This is a genomic window from Arthrobacter sp. 05N33_2 (assembly GCF_056397425.1).
On the sequence record NZ_JBFTNJ010000084.1, the window covers coordinates 1 to 23,863 of the forward strand.

Annotated in this window: 19 protein-coding genes; 3 read left to right on the plus strand and 16 right to left on the minus strand. The window is 67.4% G+C overall.

Going from position 1 to position 23,863, the window contains the following annotated elements; genetic code table 11:
• From AC1DHX_RS18915 to AC1DHX_RS18980, 14 genes are all read right to left on the minus strand, one after another.
• Window positions 1-1,352, minus strand: a 1,352-nt coding sequence (locus tag AC1DHX_RS18915; RefSeq protein ID WP_476900350.1) for an McrC family protein, incomplete at its 3' end; no start/stop codon positions are given.
• The gene (locus tag AC1DHX_RS18920) at window positions 1,345-3,576 is read right to left on the minus strand and encodes an McrB family protein (protein WP_476851384.1); all 2,232 of its coding nucleotides are present in this window, start codon (window positions 3,574-3,576) and stop codon (window positions 1,345-1,347) included. The genes AC1DHX_RS18915 and AC1DHX_RS18920, both read right to left, overlap by 8 nt.
• A 68-nt stretch (window positions 3,577-3,644) precedes the next feature.
• The gene (locus tag AC1DHX_RS18925) at window positions 3,645-3,989 is read right to left on the minus strand and encodes a hypothetical protein (protein WP_308288878.1); all 345 of its coding nucleotides are present in this window, start codon (window positions 3,987-3,989) and stop codon (window positions 3,645-3,647) included.
• Window positions 3,990-4,048: 59 nt separating this feature from the next.
• Window positions 4,049-4,480, minus strand: coding sequence for an acyl-CoA thioesterase (locus AC1DHX_RS18930; RefSeq protein WP_476851383.1), 432 nt, complete (start codon window positions 4,478-4,480; stop codon window positions 4,049-4,051).
• Window positions 4,481-4,629: 149 nt separating this feature from the next.
• The gene (locus AC1DHX_RS18935; protein ID WP_476859698.1) at window positions 4,630-6,705 is read right to left on the minus strand and encodes an ABC transporter ATP-binding protein; all 2,076 of its coding nucleotides are present in this window, start codon (window positions 6,703-6,705) and stop codon (window positions 4,630-4,632) included.
• Window positions 6,702-8,435: an ABC transporter ATP-binding protein gene (locus AC1DHX_RS18940; RefSeq protein ID WP_476859697.1), complete on the minus strand. Its 1,734-nt coding sequence runs from the start codon at window positions 8,433-8,435 to the stop codon at window positions 6,702-6,704. The genes AC1DHX_RS18935 and AC1DHX_RS18940 overlap by 4 nt, the downstream gene beginning before the upstream one ends.
• A 311-nt stretch (window positions 8,436-8,746) precedes the next feature.
• Window positions 8,747-10,744: an MDR family MFS transporter gene (locus AC1DHX_RS18945; protein ID WP_476900352.1), complete on the minus strand. Its 1,998-nt coding sequence runs from the start codon at window positions 10,742-10,744 to the stop codon at window positions 8,747-8,749.
• 103 nt (window positions 10,745-10,847) lie between these two features.
• Window positions 10,848-11,333 (minus strand): MarR family winged helix-turn-helix transcriptional regulator, encoded by a 486-nt coding sequence (locus AC1DHX_RS18950; RefSeq protein ID WP_476859696.1) that lies wholly within the window; start codon window positions 11,331-11,333, stop codon window positions 10,848-10,850.
• Between the two features lie 243 nt (window positions 11,334-11,576).
• Window positions 11,577-13,253, minus strand: coding sequence for a thiamine pyrophosphate-binding protein (locus AC1DHX_RS18955; RefSeq protein WP_476851379.1), 1,677 nt, complete (start codon window positions 13,251-13,253; stop codon window positions 11,577-11,579).
• Entirely contained in the window at window positions 13,250-14,329 is a 1,080-nt protein-coding gene (gene speB / locus AC1DHX_RS18960) for an agmatinase (protein ID WP_476851378.1), read from the minus strand. The genes AC1DHX_RS18955 and speB overlap by 4 nt, the downstream gene beginning before the upstream one ends.
• An 89-nt stretch (window positions 14,330-14,418) precedes the next feature.
• A complete protein-coding gene (locus tag AC1DHX_RS18965; RefSeq protein WP_230007931.1) occupies window positions 14,419-14,760 on the minus strand; it encodes a P-II family nitrogen regulator in 342 nt (113 codons plus the stop codon).
• Complete coding sequence (locus AC1DHX_RS18970) at window positions 14,757-16,202, minus strand: ammonium transporter (protein WP_476900351.1); 1,446 nt, start codon at window positions 16,200-16,202, stop codon at window positions 14,757-14,759. Before AC1DHX_RS18970 ends, AC1DHX_RS18965 begins: the two co-directional genes overlap by 4 nt.
• Before the next feature lie 240 nt (window positions 16,203-16,442).
• Window positions 16,443-17,219 (minus strand): hypothetical protein, encoded by a 777-nt coding sequence (locus AC1DHX_RS18975; RefSeq protein ID WP_476859694.1) that lies wholly within the window; start codon window positions 17,217-17,219, stop codon window positions 16,443-16,445.
• Window positions 17,220-17,321: 102 nt separating this feature from the next.
• Window positions 17,322-17,897: a helix-turn-helix domain-containing protein gene (locus AC1DHX_RS18980; protein WP_018775913.1), complete on the minus strand. Its 576-nt coding sequence runs from the start codon at window positions 17,895-17,897 to the stop codon at window positions 17,322-17,324.
• Between the two features lie 282 nt (window positions 17,898-18,179).
• Between AC1DHX_RS18980 and AC1DHX_RS18985 the strand changes: the two genes are divergently transcribed.
• Entirely contained in the window at window positions 18,180-19,703 is a 1,524-nt protein-coding gene (locus tag AC1DHX_RS18985; RefSeq protein WP_476859693.1) for a sodium:solute symporter family protein, read from the plus strand.
• Window positions 19,704-19,811: 108 nt separating this feature from the next.
• On the opposite strand, the gene AC1DHX_RS18990 is transcribed toward AC1DHX_RS18985, so the two are convergent.
• Window positions 19,812-20,048, minus strand: coding sequence for a hypothetical protein (locus tag AC1DHX_RS18990; protein ID WP_476851374.1), 237 nt, complete (start codon window positions 20,046-20,048; stop codon window positions 19,812-19,814).
• Between the two features lie 234 nt (window positions 20,049-20,282).
• Between AC1DHX_RS18990 and AC1DHX_RS18995 the strand changes: the two genes are divergently transcribed.
• Together AC1DHX_RS18995 and AC1DHX_RS19000 are read left to right on the plus strand one after the other, a co-directional pair.
• Entirely contained in the window at window positions 20,283-21,575 is a 1,293-nt protein-coding gene (locus AC1DHX_RS18995) for a VIT1/CCC1 transporter family protein (protein WP_476851373.1), read from the plus strand.
• A complete protein-coding gene (locus AC1DHX_RS19000) occupies window positions 21,575-22,534 on the plus strand; it encodes a matrixin family metalloprotease (protein ID WP_223914243.1) in 960 nt (319 codons plus the stop codon). The genes AC1DHX_RS18995 and AC1DHX_RS19000 overlap by 1 nt, the downstream gene beginning before the upstream one ends.
• Window positions 22,535-22,538: 4 nt before the next feature.
• Here the strand turns inward: AC1DHX_RS19000 and AC1DHX_RS19005 are convergent, their stop codons facing one another.
• The gene (locus AC1DHX_RS19005; RefSeq protein ID WP_476859692.1) at window positions 22,539-23,672 is read right to left on the minus strand and encodes an LOG family protein; all 1,134 of its coding nucleotides are present in this window, start codon (window positions 23,670-23,672) and stop codon (window positions 22,539-22,541) included.
• Window positions 23,673-23,863: the final 191 nt, after the last annotated feature.

The window sequence follows — 23,863 nt, forward strand, 5'->3', positions numbered from 1 at the left end:
TGCCACGGCGGCCAGGATTTCCGTGCCACGGCGGCCAGGATTTCCGACGGCGGTAGCGACAGATCCAGCGGGAACTCAACAATGTCGATATCGGTATTGAGAATTCGGCGCAGCTTGATTTCCCCGGCTCCCGGGTAAACGATCCACGCCGTCGGCACCCGCAAGGATGTGCAGTAGGCCAGCATCCGGTAATGGTCGCCCGAAAGGGACGCGCCGACGTCGGCCGCGGCCTTGTACTTGGCGTCGTACACCATCACGGGCCGGCCGCCGAGGAAGTGGACGGCACCGGGCTGCACCACAATGCGGTCCGAGTCGCGGACGGCCTCGTTCAGCAAGGCGTTGTAGCGCAACCGCATTTCTCCGGGGTAGGCGGCCATGGCTTCGCGCAGGGCTGTTCCCACGAAGTCCTCGAACACCTTTGCCATGTCCACCACGAACGACGCCGACTGCTGCTTTCCGTCGCCGGCCTCCGCCGACGCGTTCCGCAGGATCAGTTCGGCGAGCCGAAGAGCGGCGTGGTAGCGGGTGTTCATCCGGCTGGGCCGCCACTGCGGCAGCGGCGCGCCGGACTGAAGGCGCGTCACGGCGTCGAGCTTTCCCTTGAGCTGGCGCAGGCGGCTCAGGACTTCCGGCCGAACCCGCGGCACCTGGGACATCCGTTCCAGTGCAGCGCGCAGAATCCGGTTCTCCGCGATGTCCTCGGTGAACTCGTCGTAGGAGACTTCCAGCGGAACCAGCATGCCGGGCCGGCGGGAAATCTGGTCCGACATCCGGATCCGGCCCTTGACGGTCCGGAGGGATTCTTCCACCATGAGATACCCCTGCAGCACCCCGCGGCTCAGCGCCCGGTCAGCGAGCTGCGCCAGGGATTCGGCCAGGGCGCTCCAAAGGTCGGCATGCTCCACCGCGGCGACAGAATCGTCCCGGAACCCCTGGTCCCCCGCGTAGCCGAGCAGGAACAGCAAACGGCTCAGCCCGAGCCGACCTTTCGGTCGCACCTCCAGCTGCACGGCGGGAGTGCGCACCGAGCCGACGGTCCCCACCGGTTCGACCCGGTACAGGCCCATGCCCATCGGCGAGGCCTTCGCCAGGCCGCTGGCGTTGACGTAGGCGGCAGTGTCCGGATCAAGCCGCTCCACGACGCCGACGGAGAGTTCGTCGAGGACAATGTGCCGGCAGGCCTCCGCCGCGCCGCGTCCGGATGAACCGCGACCTGATGAACCGCGCCCGGCCGGACCGGCTCCGGATGAACCCCGGTGGTCCGAGGCCTCCCGGTCCGACGAACCGCGGTCAGCTCCCCGTTCCGACGAACTGCGGTCCAGCGCTATGGCGTCTCCGGCCAGCCTAGGCATGCGCCAGGCGGCCCAGGAGTTGTTCCAGTCCGAACCGTTCCTCGAGCTGGGCGCGGTTGAGTTGCCCGTGATAGTGCTCCTCCAGCAGCGGCATGAGCTCGTATTTCCAAATTCTGCGCAGGCCCTTAGGCGTCTGCGCGGACTTCTTCATGAAGTACGAGGGACCGATCATGAGGTCGCGGTCCCACTCGTCGATCGCGTCGTTTAAAGCGTCAAGCAGCAGGGCCGGGGTCGTGTCCAGGTCACGGGCTTGGAGGAAGCGCAGCAGCGAGCCCTTCACCGGTTCCGTCTTCGGGTGCAGCTCGATGAAGGAGAAGCGCCGCCGGATGGCCGCGTCCATCATCGCGATGGAGCGGTCCGCGGTGTTCATGGTGCCGATGATGTAAAGATTGTCCGGCAGGGTGAACGGCTCGTTGGGGCTGTATTGCAGGTAGATGCGGTCGTCGCGGTATTCGAGCAGGAAGTACAGCTCGCCGAACACCTTGGCGAGGTTGGCGCGGTTCATCTCGTCGATGATCAGGAAGTACGGTTTGCTCTCGTTGCCGGGCTTGGCCGCTTCCTCGGCGAGCCGGCGCAGCGGTCCTGCCACGAGCTTGAACGAGACCTGTCCCTCGTCCGTCTTGTCCGGGCGGAAGCCCTCGAAGAAATCCTCATAGGCGTACGACGGGTGGAACTGGACCAGCTTGACCCGCTCGTCCGTGGTGTCGCCGGCGAGCTCGGCGGCGAGGTGTTTGGCGAGGTACGTCTTGCCGGTTCCCGGCGGACCGTAGAGCACCAGCTGCCGGTTCTCCTCGAGGAGTTCGGCGATTTCCTGCAGCGGCTCGAGGTCCATGTGCAAGGACGCGGCGAACTCCGGCGTCAGCGGCCGGAACCCGTCACAGGCCGGTTCGACGGCGGCATCCGGCGCGGCGCCGTCGCCGTCCTCGGCTTCCGCTTCAGCCGGCAGCAGCGCCTCAAGCGCCTGGATCACGCGGGTGATGTCCACGATGTTGCCGGAAGTGGTCAGCTGGCGCTGCACGTGGCGGGGCAGCCCGGTGGCGTCGTGTTCCTCATCGAACCAGCGGACCTTGCGGCGGAGCTGGCGGTTGTCTTTGGCATGCTCCGGTTCGCCGAGGACCACGCCGATCCGGACCTTGCCCGAGCTCTGGTAGAGCGCAAGGTCACCCGGCTTCATGACGGTCAGGAAGGCGAATACTGCGGTCTTGGTGTCCTCACGCTCCACGTAGCCGAGGTGCTTGTAGTCCTCGTCAACGGCATTCTGGACCAGCCCCGCGGAGACGCCGGGGTCCAGCAGGCGGAGGTGTTCGACGTCGAGCGTCACCGCTTCCTCGTCCCGCCACTCCCCCAGCAGCTCGGCGTTGTCGTGGTGGGTGCGCAGGAGCCAGGCGCGGCGGCCGGGGTCGCCGACCTTCCGCCACTGACTCACCAGCTGGCGTGAGTACCAGTCGATCCGCTGCCCGGCCTGCTGGTCCAGGTGCAGGCGGATCCGGTGGATGTCCGCCGAAATGTCCTCGTCGCTGTCCCCCTTGGCCCCGCCCACGAGGGAAGCGAAAGCGTCACGGATCTCCTGCCGTTCGACATCGGCCACCACGGGTTCGAAATAGCTGGGCCAGACCAGGAACTCAATGCTGCGGCGGATGGCCGGCTGGTCATCCGGGGTGCCGGCGACCAGCCGGTGGAAGGCCAGCGGATCCTTGACCGCGGCCTGGACGACGTGGGCCGGCCGCTGTGCGACATGCTGCACGAAGCGGCAGAGCCATTTCAGGTGGTCCCAGATGGTCCAGTTGAATTCCGCGGTGCGGTCCCGGATCACGCCGTGGTCCGTCATGCCCGCGTAGAGCTCGTCGGGGAGCTCCAGCGCAGGCTCCAGCCAGGATGCCGCCTCGGCGACGCGGGCCCGCTTGACCTTCAGCGACTTGACCTCGTGGGCAAGCGGCAGGGACTGGAGGAAGAGTAGCTCCACGGCCAGTTGCTTCGCCCCGCGGGTTGCGTCTTCCAGGTTCTGGCGCAGGTTAGTCATCATCGGCGCCTTGGGATCCGGAACGCCCCGTTCGAGGCGTTCCAGCAACTCCGCGGCAGCCTGGACGGACCACGTTTTGGTGCGGCCGTCCAGGGGGGACGCCTTGCCGAGCAACCCCGGGCCCAGCACAAACCACGCCGCGTCTTCAATCTCCTTGGAGATACCGAGGGCGCGGTGCAGGGCAGGCTTCTTGGTTGGGGTCATACGTTCAATTTACAGGCTTAAACTGAACGCGCCCATTTAACGCCGCCCCTAAACTACCGGCCAGTAGATTATGGACGGGCGGGCAGCAGACCCGATTTCGCGCCGGGCCGGCGCTTCACGCCGAAGGTGAAATACGTGGCCGGACCGATGAAATTCACCAGCGTGGCGAGCCGCCACATGGCCTTGCTGCCGCGGATCTGCGCAGCCGGGCGTCGGCTGATGTCCGTCTGGGCTGCGACCAGCAGCGAGAGTTGGACGATGCCAGCCGAGATGGTTCCGAACCGTGCCATCGGCGAGAGTTCGTTCCACTTCTTCTTGCGGGTGTGCTGCTTGTGGATGTTCTGGTGCAAGGTGTTGCCTAGGTTGTGATGCATGTTCTTGTGCATGTCTTTGCCCATGTTCACGGCGACCACGCCTCCTTATGCGTCGGGATTGTTCATTCTAGGAGCCGTGCCGGGAACCGGAACAGAGGCTATGGGACCGGGTGGGCGCGGGTGTGGGGAGCCAGCCGATCCTTCTGCTCCGGCGTCAGCCGCAACACCCGGCCGGTTGCCTCGTCCACAAAGGCAAGATGGCTCGTGGCCCGGACACAGTCCTCCCGCGTGACGGGATCCTGCACCAGGTAGTGGATGTCGAAGCTGGCGCCCTTAATCGCCCCGATCCACAACTGGACGACGGCGGGCACGTTCCGGTACTCAAGGGTCCTGACGTACCTGATCTTGTGCTCGACGACGAGCGCCAGCGTCCCTTCCGGAATTTCGTTGAAGAGCGGCACCAGCGGTTCGGTTCCCGGCAGCCCGGGACCCCGGGGCGGGCCGAAAGCCGCGATCCGTGCTTCTTCGAGGATCCGGACAATCTGGACGTTGTTGATGTGCCCGTAGGCATCCATGTCGCTCCAGCGCATCGGCACCTCCACCTCGAGGCGCCAGGGCTCCGTGGATGTGTTCTCCTCAGCGGGTCCACCCTTCCCGGCGGGGCCCGCGGCTGTGCCTGCGCTCTCCCTGCCGGGCCCGTTCCCGCCGGCTGCGCCCTTCCCGGCGGGGCCTGCGGCGCTCAGCTGTGCACCGCCGTCGCGTCCTCCGCGGAATCCGCCACGGCAGACTCTGCGTCCTCACCGGCGAACTGGGACATGTACAGCCGGTAGTACGCGCCCTGCAGGGCCAGCAGTTCGGCGTGCCGGCCCTGCTCGACGATCTGCCCGTCCTCCATGACAAGGATGGTGTCCGCATCCCGGATGGTGGAAAGGCGGTGGGCGATGACGAAACTGGTGCGCTCCGTCCGCAGCGCCGCCATGGCCTTCTGGACCAGGGCTTCGGTGCGGGTATCCACGGAACTCGTGGCCTCGTCCAGGATCAGCAGCGACGGGTTCGCCACAAAGGCCCGGGCGATGGTGATCAGCTGCTTTTCGCCGGCACTGACGTTGTTGCCCTCTTCGTCGATCACCGTGTTGTAGCCGTCCGGCAACGCCCGGACGAAGCGGTCCACGAACGTGGCCTTGGCCGCCGCCATGATCTGTTCTTCGGTGGCGTCCAGCTTGCCGTAGCGGATGTTCTCGTAGATGGTTCCGCCGAACAGCCAGGCGTCCTGCAGCACCATGCCCACCTTGGCGCGCAGCTCCGAACGGCTCAGCCGGGTGATGTCCACACCGTCCAGGGTGATGCTGCCGGAGTTGAGCTCGTAGAAGCGCATCACGAGGTTGACGAGGGTGGTCTTGCCCGCCCCGGTCGGTCCCACGATCGCCACCGTGTGGCCGGGCTCGGCAGTGAAGGACAGGTCCTCGATCAGCGGCTTGTCCGGCGTGTAGCTGAAGGTCACGTGCTTGAACTCGACGTGCCCGTCGGTCTTCGCCGGGAGGTGCTCGGTGGCGGTCTCGGCGTCTTGTTCGTCGGCGTCGAGGAATTCAAAAACCCGCTCGGCGGAGGCGACACCGGACTGCAGCATGTTGGCCATGCCGGCCATCTGGCCCAGCGGCTGGGTGAATTCGCGCGAGTACTGGATGAACGCCGTGGCGTCGCCCAGGCTCATGCTGCCCGAGGCCACGCGCAGCCCGCCGACGACGGCGATCCCGACATAGCTGAGGTAGGAGACAAACTGCATGACCGGCATGATCATGCCGGAGACGAACTGGGCTCCGAAGCTGGCCTTGTAGAGTTCCTCATTGCGTTCGTCGAAGCGGGCCAGCATGTCGGCGTCGCGGCCGAACACGCGGACGAGGTCGTGGCCGGAGAACGATTCCTCGATCTGGCCGTTGAGCTCACCGGTGTTCTTCCACTGGGCGGCGAAGAGTTTCTGGCTGCGGGCGCCGATGATGCCGGCGGCCACGCCGGAGAGCGGCAGTGCGACGAGGGCGATCAGGGCCAGCTGCCAGGACACGATGAACATCATGATCACGATCCCGATGACCGTCAGGGCCGAGTTCACGAGCTGGGCGAAGGCCTGCTGGAGCGCCTGCTGGATGTTGTCGACGTCGTTCGTGACACGGGAAAGGATGTCGCCGCGCTGGCGGGTATCGAAGTAGTTCAGCGGCAGCTTGTTGAGTTTCTTCTCGGTGTCATCGCGCAGCGTGCGCACCACGCGCATGACCAGCACGTTGAGGACATAGCCCTGGAGCCACAGAAAGATGTTGGCGACGAAATACATCACCAGCACCACGCTGATGAGGAACGCGAGCTTCTGGAAATCGATGCCAGCGCCCGGCACGACGTCCATCTTGGCGAGCATGTCGGCGAAGTTGTCCTGGCCCTGGGAGCGCAGTCCTTCGATGAACTGTTCTTTGGTGGCCCCGGCCGGGAGCTGCTTGCCGACCACTCCGGCGAAGATCACGTCCATCGCCTGGCCCAGGATCCTCGGGGCAATGACGTTGAGGACGACGGCGACCGTCACCATGGCGAGCACGGCGGTGATGCCGGCGCGCTCGGGTTTCAGCAGTCCCATGAGCCGTTTGGCCGAGGGCCAGAAGTGCTGGGCCTTCTTGGCCGGCACGGCGCCGAACATGCCGCCGTCGGCCTCGCCGGGCGTGTACTCCTCCTCGATGAAGTCATCTTCGATCAGGTCGGTGGCGTCCGTATCGGCAGCGGCCTGGCCGGCTGCGGTGGCCGGCGTGGTGGAGACTTTCTCGTTGGTGCTCATGCCACTGCCTCCGCGCTCAGCTGGGATTCGACGATTTCCTGGTAGGTGCCGGAGCTTTCCAACAGTTCCTCATGTGTTCCGCGATCCACGATCCTGCCGTTGTCCAGCACGAGGATCTGGTCCGCATCGGCGATGGTGGACACCCGCTGGCCGACGATGATCACCGTGGCATCGGCCGTCTTGGCCTTGAGCGCCCGGCGGAGCCTGGCGTCGGTGGCGACGTCAAGGGCCGAGAACGAGTCGTCGAACAGGAAGACCTTGGGTTCGGTGACGAGCGCGCGGGCGATGCACAGCCGCTGCCGCTGGCCGCCGGAGACGTTGGTGCCGCCCTGGGCGATCCGCGCTGCGAGGCCACCCTTCTTTTCGCGCACGAACTCCGCGGCCTGGGCGACCGTCAGTGCTTCCCACAGGTCAGAGTCCGTGGCCTCGGGCTTGCCGAAGCGCAGGTTGTGCTCAATGGTTCCGGAGAACAGGTAGGGCCGTTGCGGCACCATGGCCACGCGCTGCGTGATCTCGGCGCGGTCCAGCTGGGTGACGGGGACGCCGTCGAGCAGGACCTCGCCCGACTCGGCGTCGTAGAGCCGCGGGAGCAGGGCCAGCAGGCTGGACTTGCCGGCGCCGGTGGAGCCGATGATCGCCACGGTCTGTCCGGGCTCGGCCGTAAAGCTGATGTTGCTGAGCACGGGAGCCTCGGCGCCGGGGTAGGCGAAGGTCACGTTGCGGAATTCGACGCGGCCGGCCTTTGCCGCAGGCGCCACCGGGGTGAGCGATTCGTGGATGGAGGGTTCGACGTCGAGCACTTCACCGATCCGGTCGGCGCAGACCGAGGCGCGCGGAATCATCATGGCCATGAAGGTGCCCATCATGACTGCCATGAGGATCTGCAGGAGGTACTGGAGGAAGGCCGTCAGCGAGCCGATCTGCATCTCGCCGGCATCGACGCGCTGGCCACCAAACCAGAGCACGGCGGCCGTGGAGATGTGCAGGATCATGCCGATGGCGGGGAACATCAGCACAAACAGGGAACCGATCTTCAGCGAGACGTCGGTGAGGTCCTGGTTGGCCGCGCCGAAGCGCTCGGCCTCGTGGGGTTCGCGCACGAAGGCCCTGACCACGCGGATGCCGATGATCTGCTCGCGGAGGACACCGTTGAGCCGGTCGATCTTCTCCTGCATGGAACGGAAGAGCGGCATGAGGCGGACCACGAGGTAGCCCACCACGACTACGAGCAGGGGCACGGACACCCAGACGAGCCAGGACAGGTTGAGGTCCTCGCGCAGGGCCATGAAGATCCCGCCGATGCACATGATGGGTGTGGCCACCATGAAGTTCAGCGCCATGAGCATGAGCATCTGGACCTGCTGCACATCGTTGGTGCCCCGGGTGATCAGGGTGGGGGCGCCGAAGAGGTTGACGTCCCGCGCCGAGAAGCTGCTCACCTTGCGGAACACGCCGCGGCGCAGGTCCCGGCCGAATGCCATCGCCGCCTTCGAGCCGAAGTAGACGCCGGCGATCGCGGTGGCCACCTGGATCAGCGCGACGCCGAGCATGACGCCGCCGGTGCGCCAGATGTAGTCCGTGTCGCCGCGGGAGACGCCCTCGTCGATGATCTGGGCATTGAGGCTGGGGAGGTACAGAGCCGCGATGGTCGAGGCCAGCTGGAAGATGACCACAGCCGCGATGTATGGCAGATACGGCTTGGAATAGCGCCGCATGAGGGTAACGAGCATGCCCACGAGTCCTTACGAAGACTGAATTATAGGGAGACCAAATTATGGGGAGAGCAAAGTATGGGAGAGCTAAATAGTGAAGTTTATTGGAAGGCTGATTGGAGACTAGCCCATGGGACCGACAGCCTTAGCCACCCAACTCTACGAAAACCCTCGCCCGGGAGGAACATCGGGAGCTCAATATCATCCAAACGGCGTACTTAAGCGGCTGCTGTGGTCTCCCCCGCAACCGTCTCGCCGCAAACGAAGGCCCCGCAGCCGCCCCTCGAGGCGGCCGCGGAGCCTCTGCGGTCCGGTACTGTGCGCCGGCGCTACTCGGTGCGGTGCCGGCCGTGGGTGGCGATGTAGTCGGCAGCCGCGCGCTGCATCTTGCGCTGCTTGGCGAGCTGCCGGCGCAGGGCCGTGAGCTCCTCGGCAACCCGGGCCTGTTCCGCGGCGATGGCACGCTGCTCGGCGGCCTGCTCGTGCACGGCGCGCAGGGCGTCCGCCAGCAGCAGCTGCTGCTCCGCGAGGAGCCGCTGGGTCTGGAGCATCACAGGTACGACGTCGGCGGCTTCGGGCCGGTCCTCGGCAACCAAGGTCCGGGTCCGCTGGCGGGCGGCATCGGGGAAGCGGGATTCGGCGCGCTCCCGGCTGAGCACCTCGATGAATTCCCGGTCCAGGTCAACGATGCCGGTTCCGCCGGCGGGCGAAGCTTCCTCGGCGGCGTCGTTCCCTGTGTAACCCGTGTTCTCCAGAGCCGGGGCCGTGGCACCGGCCATCGCGGCCATCCCGGCGTCCGGGGCGTCCCCTGCGAGTTCGGCGGGTTCCGGCCGGACGTCGACGGTGCGGCGCAGCGGGCGTTCCTTGATGAACAGGATGGCCACCAGCGCCACGAGTCCGACGACTGCGGAGATCAGGAAGACCTCGGCGATCGCGTCGCCGTAGGCGGCACGCATAATATCGCGGATCGGTGCCGGCATGTCCTTGAGGTCCATGCTGGCCCCCGCGGATCCGGCGGGAACCTGGATGCCGGCCGAGGCCAGCCCCTCCACGACGAGCTCCTTGACCCGGTTGCCCAGCACGGCGCCGAGGACCGAGACGCCGATCGCACCGCCGACGGACCGGAAGAAGGCCACAGAGGCGCTGGCCGTGCCGATATCCTTGGCCTGGACCGTGTTCTGGACGGAGAGGACGAGGTTCTGCATCAGCAGGCCCAGGCCGACGCCGAGGATGGCGGTGTAGATACCGGTCAGCCACAGGTCAGTGGTGTGGTCCATGCTGCCGGCCAGGCCCAGGCCGCCGATCAGCAGGATGGCGCCGGCCACGAGGTACCGCTTCCACTTGCCGGTGCGGCTGATGAGCATGCCGGAGGCGACCGACCCGATGAGGTTGCCCGCGATCATGGGCAGCGTAAGCAGGCCGGCCTCGGTGGGGGTGGCGCCGCGTGCCACCTGGAAGTACTGGCCAAGGAAGGTCGAGGAGCCAAACATGCCCACTCCGACGGCCACCGAGGCGAGGATCGCGAGGGCGGTGGTCCGCTCAGAGATGATCTTGAGCGGGATGATGGGCTGGGCGACCTTGGATTCCACCAGCACGAGCAGGCCAAGGAGCACGATGCCGCCGCCCACCATGGCGACCGTCTGCCACGACCACCAGTCGTAGTAGTCGGGATTGCCGGCGAAGGAGACCCAGATGAGCAGCAGGCTGACGCCGGAGGTCAACAGGATGGAGCCGAGCCAGTCGATCTTGGCGGGGCGCTTGACGTGCTGGATCTTGAGCGTGACCTGCAGCAGGATGAGCGCGACCACCGCGAGCGGGACGCAGACGAAGAAGGTCCAGCGCCACCCCAGCGGGCTGTCGACAATGAAGCCGCCGAGCAGCGGGCCGCCTGCCGTGCCCACGGCCATGACGCCGCCCATGTAGCCGGAGTACTTTCCGCGGTCGCGCGGCGGAATCATGGAGCCGATGATGGCCTGGGCCAGGGCGGTGAGGCCGCCCATGGCGATGCCCTGGATGACACGGGCGGTCAGCAGCAGCGGGATGGTCTCGGACAGGCCGGCCATAACGGAGCCCGCCACGAAGATCACGATGCTCAGCTGGACGAGGACCTTCTTGTTGAAGAGGTCCGCGAGCTTGCCCCAGATCGGGGTGGTTGCCGCGTTGGCCAGGAGCGCGGCGGTGATCACCCAGGCGAAGTCCGTCTGGGTGCCCTTGAGTTCGGACATGATGGTGGGCAGCGCGTTGGCGACGATCGTGCTGCTCAGGATGGCGGTGAAGAACGCCGCCAGCAGCCCGGTGAGGGCCTCCATGATCTGGCGGTGGGTCATCGCCACAGGTTCTGCGGCGGTCTGGGATGCGCGGGATGCCCCCTGCGGAACGTCCGACGGGGCCGGGGACGGCCCTGTGGCGGCGGCGTGGCTAGCCATATATCTACTCCTCAACAATTTCGGTCGTATTCGTGGGTCCGGCCGTCGTTGCCCGGGCTGAGGTCCTGAGGGACTCAGCAAGTTTTTCGAGGGTGCGCGCCGTCAGTTCGACGTCGTCCTGGCTCCAGTCCTGCAGCAGGTCCTGGATGGTGGCCGTCCGCTGGTCCTCGATGAGACGCAGTTTCTCCGTGCCGGCGGCAGACAGGGCGATCAGCTGCGCGCGGCCGTCTTCCGGGTCCGGCCGGCGGACCACATAGCCGTGCTCTTCGAGGTCGGCGATGTGCCGGCTGAGGACCGGGGCGCTGACGCCGAGCCGCTCCGCAAGATGCGTGGCCCGGGATTCGCCCTCCCCCACAAAGCGCAGAACGCCTTGAAGCGCCACTCCGGTGTCCTGCCCGCGCAGGCTGGCGGCGGCAACGCAACGGACCGCGCGCTGCAGATCGAAGATCTGGTAAACGAGTCTGGCTGCAGCGTTGGATTCAACTGACATGATGGACACCCCTCTTTTGTTTGCCCTAGGCAACTATATACGAAAATGGTTACTTCGGGAAACTAACTCTCTCGTGGGAGGTGCCGCGCGGCCTCGGAAGACCCTTAAATAGCAAACGCGGACCGGCCGGGTCTGCCCCTCGCGGTGAGGGGCAGACCNNGTGAGGGGCAGACCCGGCCGGTCGTGAGGGGCAGACCCGGCCGGTCCGCGCTGCGCAGCGGTGCTGCTGTGGTGTTGGTGCGCCTACGTGGCCAGGTGGGTGGGGCCGAACATCTGGAGCAGGGTTTCGACGACGACGACGTTGGGGCCGTCCGCAGCGAAGCCCGCCTTCAGGGCGTCCCCGACGTCCTCCGGGGCAACCCGGACGGCCGGGACGCCGAAGGACTCTGCCAGCTTGACGAAGTCGGGGCGGGCGAGCTCGGTGGCCGTGGCCTTGCCGAAGGCGCCGACCATGTATTCGCGCAGGATGCCGTAGCCGCCGTCGTCCACAATGAGCCAGGTGACCGGGACGTTGTGCTGCTTGGCGGTGGCGAGCTCGGAGATGGAGTACATCGCCGAGCCGTCGCCGGAGACGGCCAGCACTCTGGCGTGTCCGGCAGGTGCGCCGGCGGATGCGCCGGTGGTTTCGAGCCCGACGGCGCCGCCGATCGCCGCGGGGAAGCCGAAGCCCAGCCCGCCGGCGCCCTGCGCGGAGTGGAACTGGCCGTCGCGGGCATCCCAGCAGCTCCAGCCCCAGTAGGCCGAGATGGTCATGTCCCAGAACGTCTGCATGGCCGCGGGAACGGCCTCGCGGATGTCGGCCATGAACTTCAGTTCCTTGCCGAGGTCCTGGGACTCGAGCCGGGCCTTGACCTTGGCCAGGGTGTCCTTGACGAGTACCTCGGGAGCCGTGCCGTGCCAGTCGGCACGTTCGCCGTGCGGTTCAGTCAGGGCGGCGTCGAGGGCGGCCAGGGCCTGGCCGGCGTCCGCCCGGATGCCCAGTCCCGGGCGGTTGGACTCCAGGACGCGGGGCTCGGCGTCGATCTGGATGATCCGGCCGCGCGGTTCAAAGGTGAAGTAGTTGGAGGTGACCTCGCCCAGGGAGGAGCCGATGACGATCAGCACGTCGGCGTCCTCGAGCACCTCCGTCATGTACTGGTCCTCGATCCAGGACTGCAGGGAGAGCTCATGGTTCCACGGGAACGCGCCGTTGCCGCCCGGGGTGCAGATGACCGGCGCCCGCAGCTTCTCCGCAATCGAGAGCAGCGACTTTTCGGCATGGCCGCGGCGGGTGCCGCCGCCGGCGATGATGGCGGGACGTTCCGCCGTCGAGAGCCATTTCACGGCTTCGCGGACCAGCTCCACGCGGGGCGGGTTGTCGGCCGCTTCGGCGAGGGCGTCCTCCACGGGAGGCACCATGATGGGGTCCAGCAGGACGTTCTGCGGGATTTCGAGCCACACGGGGCCCTGCGGCGAGGAGATCGCCTCGGTCCAGGCATCCTGGATGGCCGAGGGGATGCCGGAGGCGTGCTGGATCAGCCGCTGGGACTTGGTGACGTTCGCGGCCGAGGCCTTCTGGTCATCGAGCTGGTGCAGCATGCCCTTGCGCCGGGCGCCAAGGCCCTCGAGCGGGATCTGGCTGGCCACGACCACCATGGGAACGCCGGTGGCGTAAGCCTCCTGCAGCCCGGCCAAGGACGTCAGCGCGCCCGGGCCGGTGGACAGGAACAGCACGCCGACTTCGCCGGTGGCGCGGGAGTAGCCGTCGGCGGCGAAGGCCGAGTTGTTCTCGACCCGGGAGGAGACGAAGTGCAGGTTCCCGCGGCCCATCGCGTCGAACAGGCCCAGGGCGTGCTGGCCCGGGATGCCGAAGACCGTCTTGGCGCCGAGCGCCTCAAGGGTTTCGACGACGAGGTCCCCGCCGTTGCGCACGCCGGTCATCGCGAAGCCACCGGCGAAGCCACAGAGGAGCTGAAGCCGGCGGGTCGGCGGGATTCCTGGCCGAGGGCCTGGGCAGCGTAGCCGTTCGGGGCGCCGAAGCGGTCCCCTTCGACGGCGCGGTCCGCCATCAGTGTTACGAGTTCGTAGGCGACGTGGCTTGCCGCCACGCCTGTGATCTCGGCGTGGTCGTAGGCCGGGGCGACCTCGACGACGTCGGCACCGACGAGGTTCATGCCGCGGAACCCGCGGATGATTTCCAGCAGCTCGCGGCTCGTGATGCCGCCGGCTTCCGGCGTGCCGGTGCCCGGGGCGTGCGCGGGGTCAAGGACGTCGATGTCCACTGAGATATAGAGCGGGCGGTTACCGATCCGGTCCCGGACCTTGGCGACCGTCTCCAGGACGCCCTGGTAGTAGACGTCGGCGGAGGTGACGATGCCGAAGCCGAAGCGGTGGTCGTCGTCGAGGTCCTTCTTGCCGTAGAGCGGACCGCGGGTTCCGATGTGGCTGATGGCCTCGGTGTCCAGGATGCCTTCCTCGACGGCGCGGCGGAAGGGTGTGCCGTGGGTGTACTCGGCGCCGAAGTAGGTGTCCCAGGTGTCCAGGTGCGCGTCGAAGTGCAGCATGGCTATGGGGCCGCCGGCGCGCTCGGCGGCGGCGCGCAACAGCGGCAAGGCGATGGTGTGGTCGCCGCCGAGGGTGACGAGCTTGCTGCCGGACGCCGTCAGGTCCAAGGCGTTCTGCTGGATGGTTTCGATGGCGTCGTTGATGTTGAAGGGGTTGACCGCCATGTCGCCGGCGTCGGCAACCTGGATGTTCTCGAAGGGGCTGACGTCCCAGGCCGGGTTGTACGGCCGCAGCAGGCGGCTGGCCTCGCGGATGTGGTTGGCCCCGAAGCGGGCGCCGGGGCGGTAGGAGACGCCGGTGTCGAACGGCACGCCGACCACCGTGACGTCTGCCTTGGCCACCTGGTCCAGGCGCGGCAGGCGGGCATACGTGGCAGCCCCGGCGTAGCGTGGGACGCGGGATGAATCGATGGGGCCAAGGTTGCCATTGGCCTCGATGCGCAGCTCTTCCAAAAGAAGCCGCTCCTTCGAGGATTGACCGACGGTTGTGACAGCCATCATACACTCGAAGTTTCGTATTGCGCATCAGTTGTTTACCAACCTCAGGCGATGGCCGACGCGCCCCGCTCCCCCGTGCGGACGCGGACGGCGTCGCGCACCTCGATAATCCAGATCTTGCCATCGCCGAAGCGGCCCGTGCGCCCTCCCTCTTCAATGGCAGCCATGACGGCGCCGAGGGCGCCCTCGTCGACCAGGACTTCGAGCCGCACCTTGGGCAGCAGGTCCGAGCTGTATTCAGCGCCCCGGTACACCTCGGTATGGCCCCGCTGCCGGCCGTAGCCGCTGGCCTGGCTCACGGTCAGGCCGTTGACCCCGGCCCGCTCCAGGGCCGCGCTAACGGCCGCGACCCGCTCCGGCCGCACAATCGCCGTGACGAGCTTCATGACGACACCCTGCCGCGGACGGCCTCACCCTCGGCCTCGGCGTTGGTCCCGGCTGGGACTTCGGCCGGGGTCCCGGCGTGGGCCGTCGCGTGGGCCTCGGCCGCATCAGTCCGGGCATGCGGGTCACCGGGGTGGAAGCTGCCGCCGACCATGAGGAGCTCATACGCCGTTTCGGCGTGCTCCGTCACGTCAATGCCGGAGAGCTCGTCGGCTTCGGAAACGCGCATGCCGATGCTCTTGTGGATCGCGAAGCCAATCAGTGTGGTCATGGCGGCGCTCCATGCCGTGACGATCAGGGCGGTGAGAATCTGTGGCCAGAACTGCGCCAGGCCGCCGCCGTAGAACAGGCCGCCGGCCGTCTTGGTGGACGGAAGCGCGAAAAATCCGAGGGCCAGGGTCCCCCACAGGCCGCCGACGAAATGCACGGCCACGACGTCCAGGGAGTCGTCGAGTCCGATCTTGAACTTCAGCCCGACGGCGAGCGCGCAGACAGCCCCGGCGATCGCGCCGATCAGGATGGCGCCGATGGGGTCGATGAATCCGCAGGCCGGGGTGACTGCCACGAGTCCCGCGACGGCTCCCGAGGCGGCGCCGAGCGAGGTGGCATGCCCGTCGCGCAGCCGCTCCACGAGCAGCCAGCCCAGCAGGGCGGCGCTGGTGGCGAGCAGCGTGTTGGTCCAGGCCAGGGCGGCCGTGGCGTCGGCGGCGAGTTCCGAGCCGGCGTTGAAGCCGAACCAGCCGAACCAGAGCAGCCCTGCGCCGAGCATCACGAACGGCAGGTTGTGCGGGCGGATGTTGGGGTCTTTCATGAAGCCGAGCCGTTTGCCCAGAACCACGGCAAGCATCAGCCCGGCAATGCCGGCGTTCATGTGGACCACCGTGCCGCCGGCGAAGTCGAGGGCCGAGATCTTGCTGCCGATGATGCCGGTAGGTCCGAAAATGCCGCCGCCCCAGACCCAGTGCGCGATCGGCGCGTAAACGAGCGTGACCCAAAGGGCGGCAAAGAGGAGCCAGGGGCCGAACCTGACGCGCTCGGCCACCGCGCCGCTGATCAGTGCGACGGTGATGATGGCGAACGTGGCCTGAAAGCCGACGAAGATCATGTCCGGCAGGCCTGCCGCCTTGGAGCCGATACTGGTGGTCAGCCCGCTCAGGCCGAAGTTGGTGAAGGGATCCCCGACGAAGCCGCCCAGCGCATCCGGGCCGAAGGCCAGACCATATCCCCACAGGGCCCAGACGACGGCCACCACGCCCATGGCGCCGAAGCTCATCATCATGATGTTGAGGACGGACTTCATTCTGACGAGCCCGCCGTAGAAGAACGCAAGCCCGGGGGTCATCAGGAGGACCAGAGCGGACGCCGTGAGCATCCACGCGGTCGATCCGGGGTCAAGGACCTGCGGATCTGTTGCCATTCCTACTGCAAGCACAGAGAGCTTCATAGCGGGAGCCTTCCTCGAGTGCCGGCGCTCCGAGGGCGCCGATGCGGCGAGACCATGTGACGTTTGGGACTGACGAGCGTCCCCCCGCCGTTGACGCTACTCACGGCGTGTTTCGGGAAGGCTTTCCCATTCTTGCGGGCACGTTACGTGCCGGCTCCGGGCATTAAATTGCCGTTTCCGGCAGATTGCCGGGATGTGACGTACATCTCACCACGGCCGATCTCACCAAGGAAAGGGAGGTCAGCTGTACTTGAGGGTGAGCAGCAGGCGCTTGAGCTGGCTGTACTGCTCCGTGGTCATCCAGGCTTTGGCGGCGTCGACGGAGGCAAATGCCGGGCTGCCGAAGAGCACCTTGGCTTCCGCCCCGCCGTTGGCGAAGCTGACGTAGGCGGAGCCGGAGTCAGAGACCGCGGGCGCGAAGTCGCGTTGCTTGCGCACGCTCATGTGGAAATCGGACTGGTCGGCGAGGGAATCGAACGCGAAGCCGAAGGCCAGCTGTTCGCCGTCCACATCTTTCAGCCCCGGCACCGGGGCGGTGTCCAGCACGGTGCGGGCCACCGGGCCGGAGGCGTTGCTGGCGCTGGTGCTGCTGGTGATGGAAGCCAGTTCGTTGCCGGTGGCGTCGGCGATGACCGCCTGCAGGCCCCGCAGCTTGGCCGCGTTCCCGGGCGAGCCAACCAACCGGACGGACCAGCCGCTCGGATAGGAGAAGGAGAGGTGCCCGTCCGGGAAGGTGAAGGTTTTCACACCGGCCACCGCGCTGGCCGTGGCCGTGGGCGCGACCGGGACGGGGGTAGCGGAGGCGCTCGGGGCAGCCGAGGGCAGGGCCGAAGCGGCGGAGGAGGCGGTCGGGGCGGCCGCACCGGATTCCTGCTGCGCCGGGGCCGCGGCTTCACTGGCGGGACCGCTTGCCGTTTCGCCGGCCCGCTGGCCCGCGGCGGCGCACGAGCTCAGGCCAAGGGCGGCCGCGAGCGCGGCGGCCACGGCCAGGGACAGAAAGACGTTGTTGCGGTTCATGGATCCCCCAGTTGATGACGCGAGCGGCTTCCGCTCGTCCTGTGTATCTCCGGCGTGCGCCGTGCGGATACTTTTGCGGTGGTTACGGATGCGTTCATGCCCTCAGCGGCTGGCTGCGGGCACGAGCACCCACAGCACCTCGACGGCGTCGTCCGTGGGATTGACCCAGGTGTGGGGTTCCCGGCCGGGGAACGTTACGGTGTCTCCGGTGCTGAGCTCGAATTCCTCATTCGTGAGGATCAGGCGGATGCTTCCCTTGACCACATGCAGGACGTCGACGTCGCAGTCCACGGCATAGAGTTCGGACTCGCCGCGCCCGCGCGGCTCGATCACGGCCTGGATGATCTGGACGCGGCGCTCGGAGCGCGCGGTCAGCAGCCGCTCGACGATCCCCTCGCCGCCGAGGGAGATGCGAGGGCCCTCATTCTGCTTCGTGAGGTGCGTTTCGGGGGCGGCGAAGAGGTCGCCGATAGAGATGGACAAAACCTGGCACAGCGTTACCAGGGAGGCAACCGAGGGCGAGGTCAGGTCCCGCTCGACCCGGCTCAGGAATCCCTTGGTGAGCCCGGTGGCGTCTGCGACCTGTTCAATGGTGAGCCGCTGGGACTGCCTGGCGGCGCGGATCCGCGAACCGATGGCAACGGGAACATTGCTCGGTTCAACTGGTAGTGCCTTCATTTAGGAACCTTTCACGGCCGGCCGCTTGGCCCCATCATTGGAGCAATCCTAGCGGGAGCAGGCCTTCGTGACGCGGAGGCGGCGGCACCACGCCCGGCGTCTTGACTGTTACCGGAGTCACAGCATACTCTTCTGGGCAACATGTGTTGCCTATAAGGCAAAACTGGGGGTTCCGACGGAAATCCTCCTCTAACCACTTCCCGCAGCAGCGGCCTTGCCGAACATACTGTTGAGGCCCGGCAGGCCCGCATCCGCTGTCAACCAGCTCCAAGGAGCCTTTATATGGACGCAACTTTCGTCAACATCGCAATCGTGGTGGTGTACCTGGCCGCCATGCTGGCGTTCGGATGGTGGGGCAAGTCCCGCACCAAGAACAATAGCGACTTCCTCGTGGCCGGCCGCCGCCTCGGCCCGTTCCTCTACACCGGCACCATGGCCGCCGTCGTCCTGGGCGGCGCCTCGACCGTCGGCGGCGTGGGCCTGGGCTACAAGTTCGGCATCTCSGGGATGTGGCTCGTCGTCGCAATCGGCGCCGGCGTCCTGCTCTTGAGCCTGCTCTTCGCCAGCACCATCCAGAAGCTGAAGATCTATACCGTCTCCCAGATGCTGACCCTGCGCTACGGCAGCAACGCCACGCAGACCTCGGGCATCGTCATGCTTGCCTACACGCTGATGCTCTGCGCCACCTCCACGGGCGCCTACGCCACCATCTTCGTGGTGCTCTTCGGCTGGGACCGCGCCCTCGCGATCGCCGTCGGCGGGGCAATCGTGCTGGTGTACTCGACCATCGGCGGCATGTGGTCCATCACGCTGGCCGACCAGGTCCAGTTCGTCATCAAGACGGTCGGCATCTTCTTCCTGATGCTGCCGTTCACGCTCAACGCCGCCGGCGGCCTCCACGGGATCCGCAGCCGGGTGGACGCCACCTTCTTCCAGATCGACGGCATCGGCGCCCAGACGATCATCACTTACTTTGTGGTGTACACCCTCGGCCTGCTGATCGGCCAGGACATCTGGCAGCGTGTGTTCACCGCCAAGACGCCTGAAGTCGCCCGCTGGGGCGGCGCCACGGCCGGCATCTACTGCATCCTCTACGGCGCAGCCGGCGCCCTGATCGGCCTCGGCGCCCGGGTGGCCCTGCCGCAGATCGACGTCAAGGCCCTGGGCAAGGACGTCGTCTACGCCGAGGTCGCCACCCACCTGCTGCCCATCGGCATCGGCGGCCTCGTGCTGGCCGCCGCCGTCGCCGCCATGATGTCCACCGCCTCCGGCGCCCTGATCGCGGCCGCCACCGTGGCCCGCGCCGATGTGCTGCCGTTCGTTGCCGGCTGGTTCGGCAAGACGGTCAACACCGATGACACCGACAACCCGGAACACGACGTCAAGGCCAACCGCATGTGGGTCCTGGGCCTGGGCATCGTGGCAATCGTGATCGCCATCGTCACCAAGGACGTTGTCGCGGCCCTGACCATTGCGTACGACATCCTGGTAGGCGGCCTGCTCGTGGCCATCCTTGGCGGCCTGGTCTGGAAGCGCGGCACCGGCGTCGCCGCCGCGGCGTCCATGGCGGTGGGCTCGGTCATCACGCTCGGCACCATGATCATCCTGGAAATCAACGCCGAGGTTCCGCTGGACGGCATCTACGCCAACGAGCCGATCTACTACGGCCTGGCGGCTTCCGCGGTCGTCTACATCGCGGTGTCGCTGCTGACCAAGCCGACGGATCCCGCGGTCATGCAGAACTGGCGCCGGCGTGTCGCCGGCCGCGCGGCCGAGGAAGAAAAGGCCCCGGCCCTCACGCACTAGGGCCCAGGCCCGGCAGGGTCTTGACCGCAAGTTAAAGGTCGACGGCGGCGCTCCCCATTCGGGGGCGCCGCCGTCGGCCGTTAGGCAACTTAACGGGCCGCGCGAGGATCACTCATTTGCCTCCGGCGCAAGGAATTCCTCACCTTCCACGGGCACCACCGGCGTCTCGTCGCCCAGGAAGTCTTCCGCGTCCAGGGGAACGAGCCGGTCGGCCTCTTCGAGAAGCTCCTCGTCCTCGGTCTCCGCGGCATCACTGACGGGCGCGTCCTCGGCGTAGTCGTAGGCGGGATCGGACTCGAGTGACTCCCGGGCCGGCTGGATGGGATGTGATGCGGTGCTATCCATGATGCAACCTCCATGCGGCTTCGGTGGCGGCAAGGCCCCGGGGAGCCCGCCCTGGGTTTCATTCGAACACCGCGGACCCGGGCGGTCAAGGGCCCACAATTGCTGCCGGAAAGCGGCTGCGGGCGGGCCCGCCGGGGCAGGGCAGTTACGGCCTCCCTAAACTTTCCACTGAGGATTGCCAGCCGGAAAAGCGCGGAAATACGGGGTAGTCTGGAGTCGCAATGGGGCCGGACCATGCCCGACCAAACCCAGGAGTTTTTCGTGTCTCAGCACACCGAATCGGACCGCAACGATTCTTCGCAGCACCACCCGACACAGCCCTCTTCGGTCCGCGATACGGACCCGCGCCCCGCCTCGCCGCACGCCTCTGCTGGCCCCGGGGCGGCTCCCTCCACTGCCGCTCCCGTCAGCGCACCGAGCCCGTCGCCCGCAACAGACGCGAGCGCAGCGCCCAGCGCAGCGGACATCAAGCGCTGGCGACAGTATCTCGCCGATGAACGTGCCGAGGCGGCCGTCTACCGGGACCTGGCGCAGAACCGCGCCGGGGAGGAACGCGCCATCCTGCTGGCGCTGGCCGAGGCCGAGGGACGCCATGAAGCGCACTGGCTCCAGTTGCTGGGCGATCACGCCGGCAAGGACCGGCATGCCTCCTTCCGGAGCCGGTTCCTGGGCTTCCTGGCCCGGCACTTCGGCTCGGTCTTCGTCCTGGCCCTGGCCCAGCGGGCGGAGAGCCGCTCCCCGTACGCCACCGAATCGTTCGCCACCCCGGCCATGGTCGCCGACGAGCAGATCCACGAAGAAGTGGTCCGCGGGCTGGCCACCCGGGGCCGCAACCGGCTGGCCGGAACGTTCCGCGCCGCCGTGTTCGGCGCCAACGACGGGCTGGTCAGCAACCTGTCCCTCGTCATGGGCATGGCGGCCTCGGGCGTGGGCAGCCAGGTGGTACTCCTCAGCGGCGTCGCCGGGCTGCTGGCCGGCGCACTGTCCATGGGGGCCGGCGAGTTCATTTCCGTGCGGTCGCAGCGGGAGCTCCTCGCCGCGACCCGACCCACCCAGATCACGTTGGCGGCGGCGCCGCTGCTCGATATCGAGCACAACGAACTCCTCCTCGTCTACCTGGCCCGCGGCATGTCCCGGGAGGCCGCCGAGCACCGCGTCGCGGAGCGGATGGGCCTGTTGGACTGCGACTGCGATCCCAGCCTGTCCCTGCGTCCGGAACTGCCCGAAAGCGAGGACCAGCACGAGGCGGTCGGCACCGCCTGGGGCGCGGCGGCGTCGAGCTTCTGCTTCTTCGCCTCGGGCGCGATCGTGCCCATCATTCCCTTCCTGCTGGGCATGACAGGACTCGCCGCACTGGTGGTTTCCGCGTCCCTCGTCGGCTTGGCGCTGCTGCTTACCGGCGGCGTCGTGGGCCTGCTCTCCGGTACCTCGCCCGCCACCCGCGGCCTGCGCCAGCTGGCCATCGGCATGGGTGCCGCGGGCGTGACGTACCTGCTGGGCATGGCCTTCGGCGCCGTGGTTGGCTAGTGGACGGCCCTGAATTTCGGGACCGCGGACCTCGGCACAGCCGGCCAGCCACCGCTCTGCGGATCATCAGGAACCTCGCCGCCGCTGCGGTGATCGCCGCCGGCGCCTTCCTCACCGCCGGACTCGTCTACGGCGATCCGAGGTTCACGGGCCTCTTCGAGGTCTCCCGAGGAACGGGGAACAACGCAGGGCACAGTGCAGAAAACAAAGCAGGCAGTGACCTGCAGGCACAGCCCCAGGCTGGCCAGAAATCCGGCCAGCCTGCCGTGCCGGCCGGCGAAGACCGGACGGACACTCCCCCGCCCGGGCTCGAGGAGCAGGACCACCCCCTCGGCGCGGCCCGGAAACCGGAGGCCGCCAGCACCTCGTACAAGTTCCTCGCAACGAATGACGACGGCACTCCGGTGGGTTACTCGCCGTGCCGCCCGCTGCACTACGTCATCAATGCCGCCCTGGCCCCGCCGGGTGCCGAGCGGCTCGTGGACGACTCGATCAGGACGATCTCGGAGGCCACCGGAATCACCTTCATCAATGACGGCCCCACGTCCGAGGCCCCCTCGTCCACACGTGCGCCCTACCAAAAGGATCTCTACGGGGACCGGTGGGCGCCGCTGCTGATCGCCTGGACCACCCCGGAGCAGGCGCCGCAGCTCAAAGGCCCGGTGATCGGCACAGGCGGAAGCACACACTTCAGTTTCGGCGACGGCCCCAAGAGCTTCGTCACCGGCAGCCTGGAGCTGGATGCCCCGCAAATCGCGGAAGACCTGGACCGCTCCGAGGGAGCGGCCTATGCCACGGCCGTGATCCTGCACGAGCTCGGCCATGTGATGGGCCTGGAGCATGTCGATGACCCGGCCCAGCTGATGTACCCCGAGATCGGAGCCCCGGACGGGCTTGCCGCCGGCGACCTGAACGGACTCTACGAGCTTGGCCACGCCCAGTGCCGCAAGGATCTCTGACCCCCTAGCGCTCCAGCGCCTCAAGGGCTTCTTCGACCGTATCGACCAGGAAGATCCTTCCCTCCATCCGGCGCCCTGACGCCAGGCTCTGTAAGAGGGGCCAGGCCGGGAATCGTCGCAGCCAGTGTTCGTGCCCCACCAGGACCATGGGAGTGACGGTTTCCGGAGCGGCGTAGTAGTTCTCGCAGGCGTCCTGGAAGATCTCCTGGACCGTGCCGCCCGAACCCGGCAAAAAGACAATGCCGCCGTTGCACAGTTCAAGCAGGATGGCTTCCCGGATGGCATTCGCGAAGTATTTGGCCACATGCGTGGCGAAGAAGTTCGGTGGTTCATGGCCGTAAAACCATGTGGGAATCCCCAGCGACGGCACACCCTCCGGGTGGCGTTGGGCGACCGCCGCGGCCGTCCGCGCCCAGGCGGCCACCGAGGGGCGGAAGGACGGCACCGCCGAGAGGTCGGCCAGGGCCCGCCGGAAGTCCGGTTCGGGTGCCTCGCTGAGGAAGGCGCCAAAATTCGCGGCCTCCATGGCCCCGGGGCCGCCGCCCGTGGCTACCACCCGGCCGCTGCGGGCCAGCAGCCGGCCCAGCAGCGCGGCTCCTTCAAAGACGGCGGTGCCGCGGCGGGCAACGTGTCCGCCCATGACCCCCACCATCGTGCGGCCGGCGCGGAGATAGGTGCCGGCCAGTTCGTCGAGGGCCACGCCGATCGAGTGGTCATGCAGGGCGGCGGCCAGTGTCGCATCCAGCCGGCGTCGCTGGCCCGGCCGGATGCTCCACTGGTACACCCGAGCGTCGAGCGTGTCCTCGTAGGGTGAGGTGGCGATCCCGGAATAGAGTTCCTGCGGCGTGTACAGCTGCCCGCGGTAGGGGTTGAACGGCACGGCCGTGAGCCGGGGAAAGATGAGGGCGCCCCGGCCGCGCAGCAAGTCCTCCACACCGTCGTCGAACCTGCAGCCCAGGAAGACCGCGCCCTGGGCCTCAAGCGCCTCCAGCTGGGCCCGGCGGCCCCGCAGGTCCAGCGACTGGACATGCCAGCCGTGCATGCTGCGCGCCCCCGCCGCAACCAGCCGGTCGAAACCGGCAAGGCTCTCGACCTCCAACGTGCGKGGGCTGGGGTGAAGGCTGCGGGCGGCGTTCATGGAGCCAGCCTAGACCGTGGCCAAGCTCCCCCGTTGCGCTATCACTCTTGGTGGCCATTCCGGGATGTGCTGTCTCACCTCATCGTTGACACTTCATGTCTCAACTGATCGTGGACGGTTCATGTCTCAGGACTTCGTGGACGGTTGCCTGCCCGTGCCGTTGAGGCCGATGTAGACGGTTCCTTTGGGCG

What these genes read in the sequence shown, in the direction of transcription:
- AC1DHX_RS18970 (WP_476900351.1), bottom strand. Translation starts at nt 16,202, where the DNA reads ATGAAGCTCTCTGTGCTTGCAGTAGGAATGGCAACAGATCCGCAGGTC.
- AC1DHX_RS18965 (WP_230007931.1), bottom strand. Translation starts at nt 14,760, where the DNA reads ATGAAGCTCGTCACGGCGATTGTGCGGCCGGAGCGGGTCGCGGCCGTT.
- AC1DHX_RS18955 (WP_476851379.1), bottom strand. Translation starts at nt 13,253, where the DNA reads ATGACCGGCGTGCGCAACGGCGGGGACCTCGTCGTCGAAACCCTTGAG.
- AC1DHX_RS18945 (WP_476900352.1), bottom strand. Translation starts at nt 10,744, where the DNA reads ATGACCCACCGCCAGATCATGGAGGCCCTCACCGGGCTGCTGGCGGCG.
- AC1DHX_RS18980 (WP_018775913.1), bottom strand. Translation starts at nt 17,897, where the DNA reads ATGAAGGCACTACCAGTTGAACCGAGCAATGTTCCCGTTGCCATCGGT.
- AC1DHX_RS18935 (WP_476859698.1), bottom strand. Translation starts at nt 6,705, where the DNA reads ATGAGCACCAACGAGAAAGTCTCCACCACGCCGGCCACCGCAGCCGGC.
- AC1DHX_RS18975 (WP_476859694.1), bottom strand. Translation starts at nt 17,219, where the DNA reads ATGAACCGCAACAACGTCTTTCTGTCCCTGGCCGTGGCCGCCGCGCTC.
- AC1DHX_RS18995 (WP_476851373.1), top strand. Translation starts at nt 20,283, where the DNA reads ATGCCCGACCAAACCCAGGAGTTTTTCGTGTCTCAGCACACCGAATCG.
- AC1DHX_RS18920 (WP_476851384.1), bottom strand. Translation starts at nt 3,576, where the DNA reads ATGACCCCAACCAAGAAGCCTGCCCTGCACCGCGCCCTCGGTATCTCC.
- AC1DHX_RS18990 (WP_476851374.1), bottom strand. Translation starts at nt 20,048, where the DNA reads ATGGATAGCACCGCATCACATCCCATCCAGCCGGCCCGGGAGTCACTC.
- AC1DHX_RS18940 (WP_476859697.1), bottom strand. Translation starts at nt 8,435, where the DNA reads ATGCTCGTTACCCTCATGCGGCGCTATTCCAAGCCGTATCTGCCATAC.
- AC1DHX_RS18930 (WP_476851383.1), bottom strand. Translation starts at nt 4,480, where the DNA reads ATGCGCTGGAGCGACATGGATGCCTACGGGCACATCAACAACGTCCAG.
- AC1DHX_RS18950 (WP_476859696.1), bottom strand. Translation starts at nt 11,333, where the DNA reads ATGTCAGTTGAATCCAACGCTGCAGCCAGACTCGTTTACCAGATCTTC.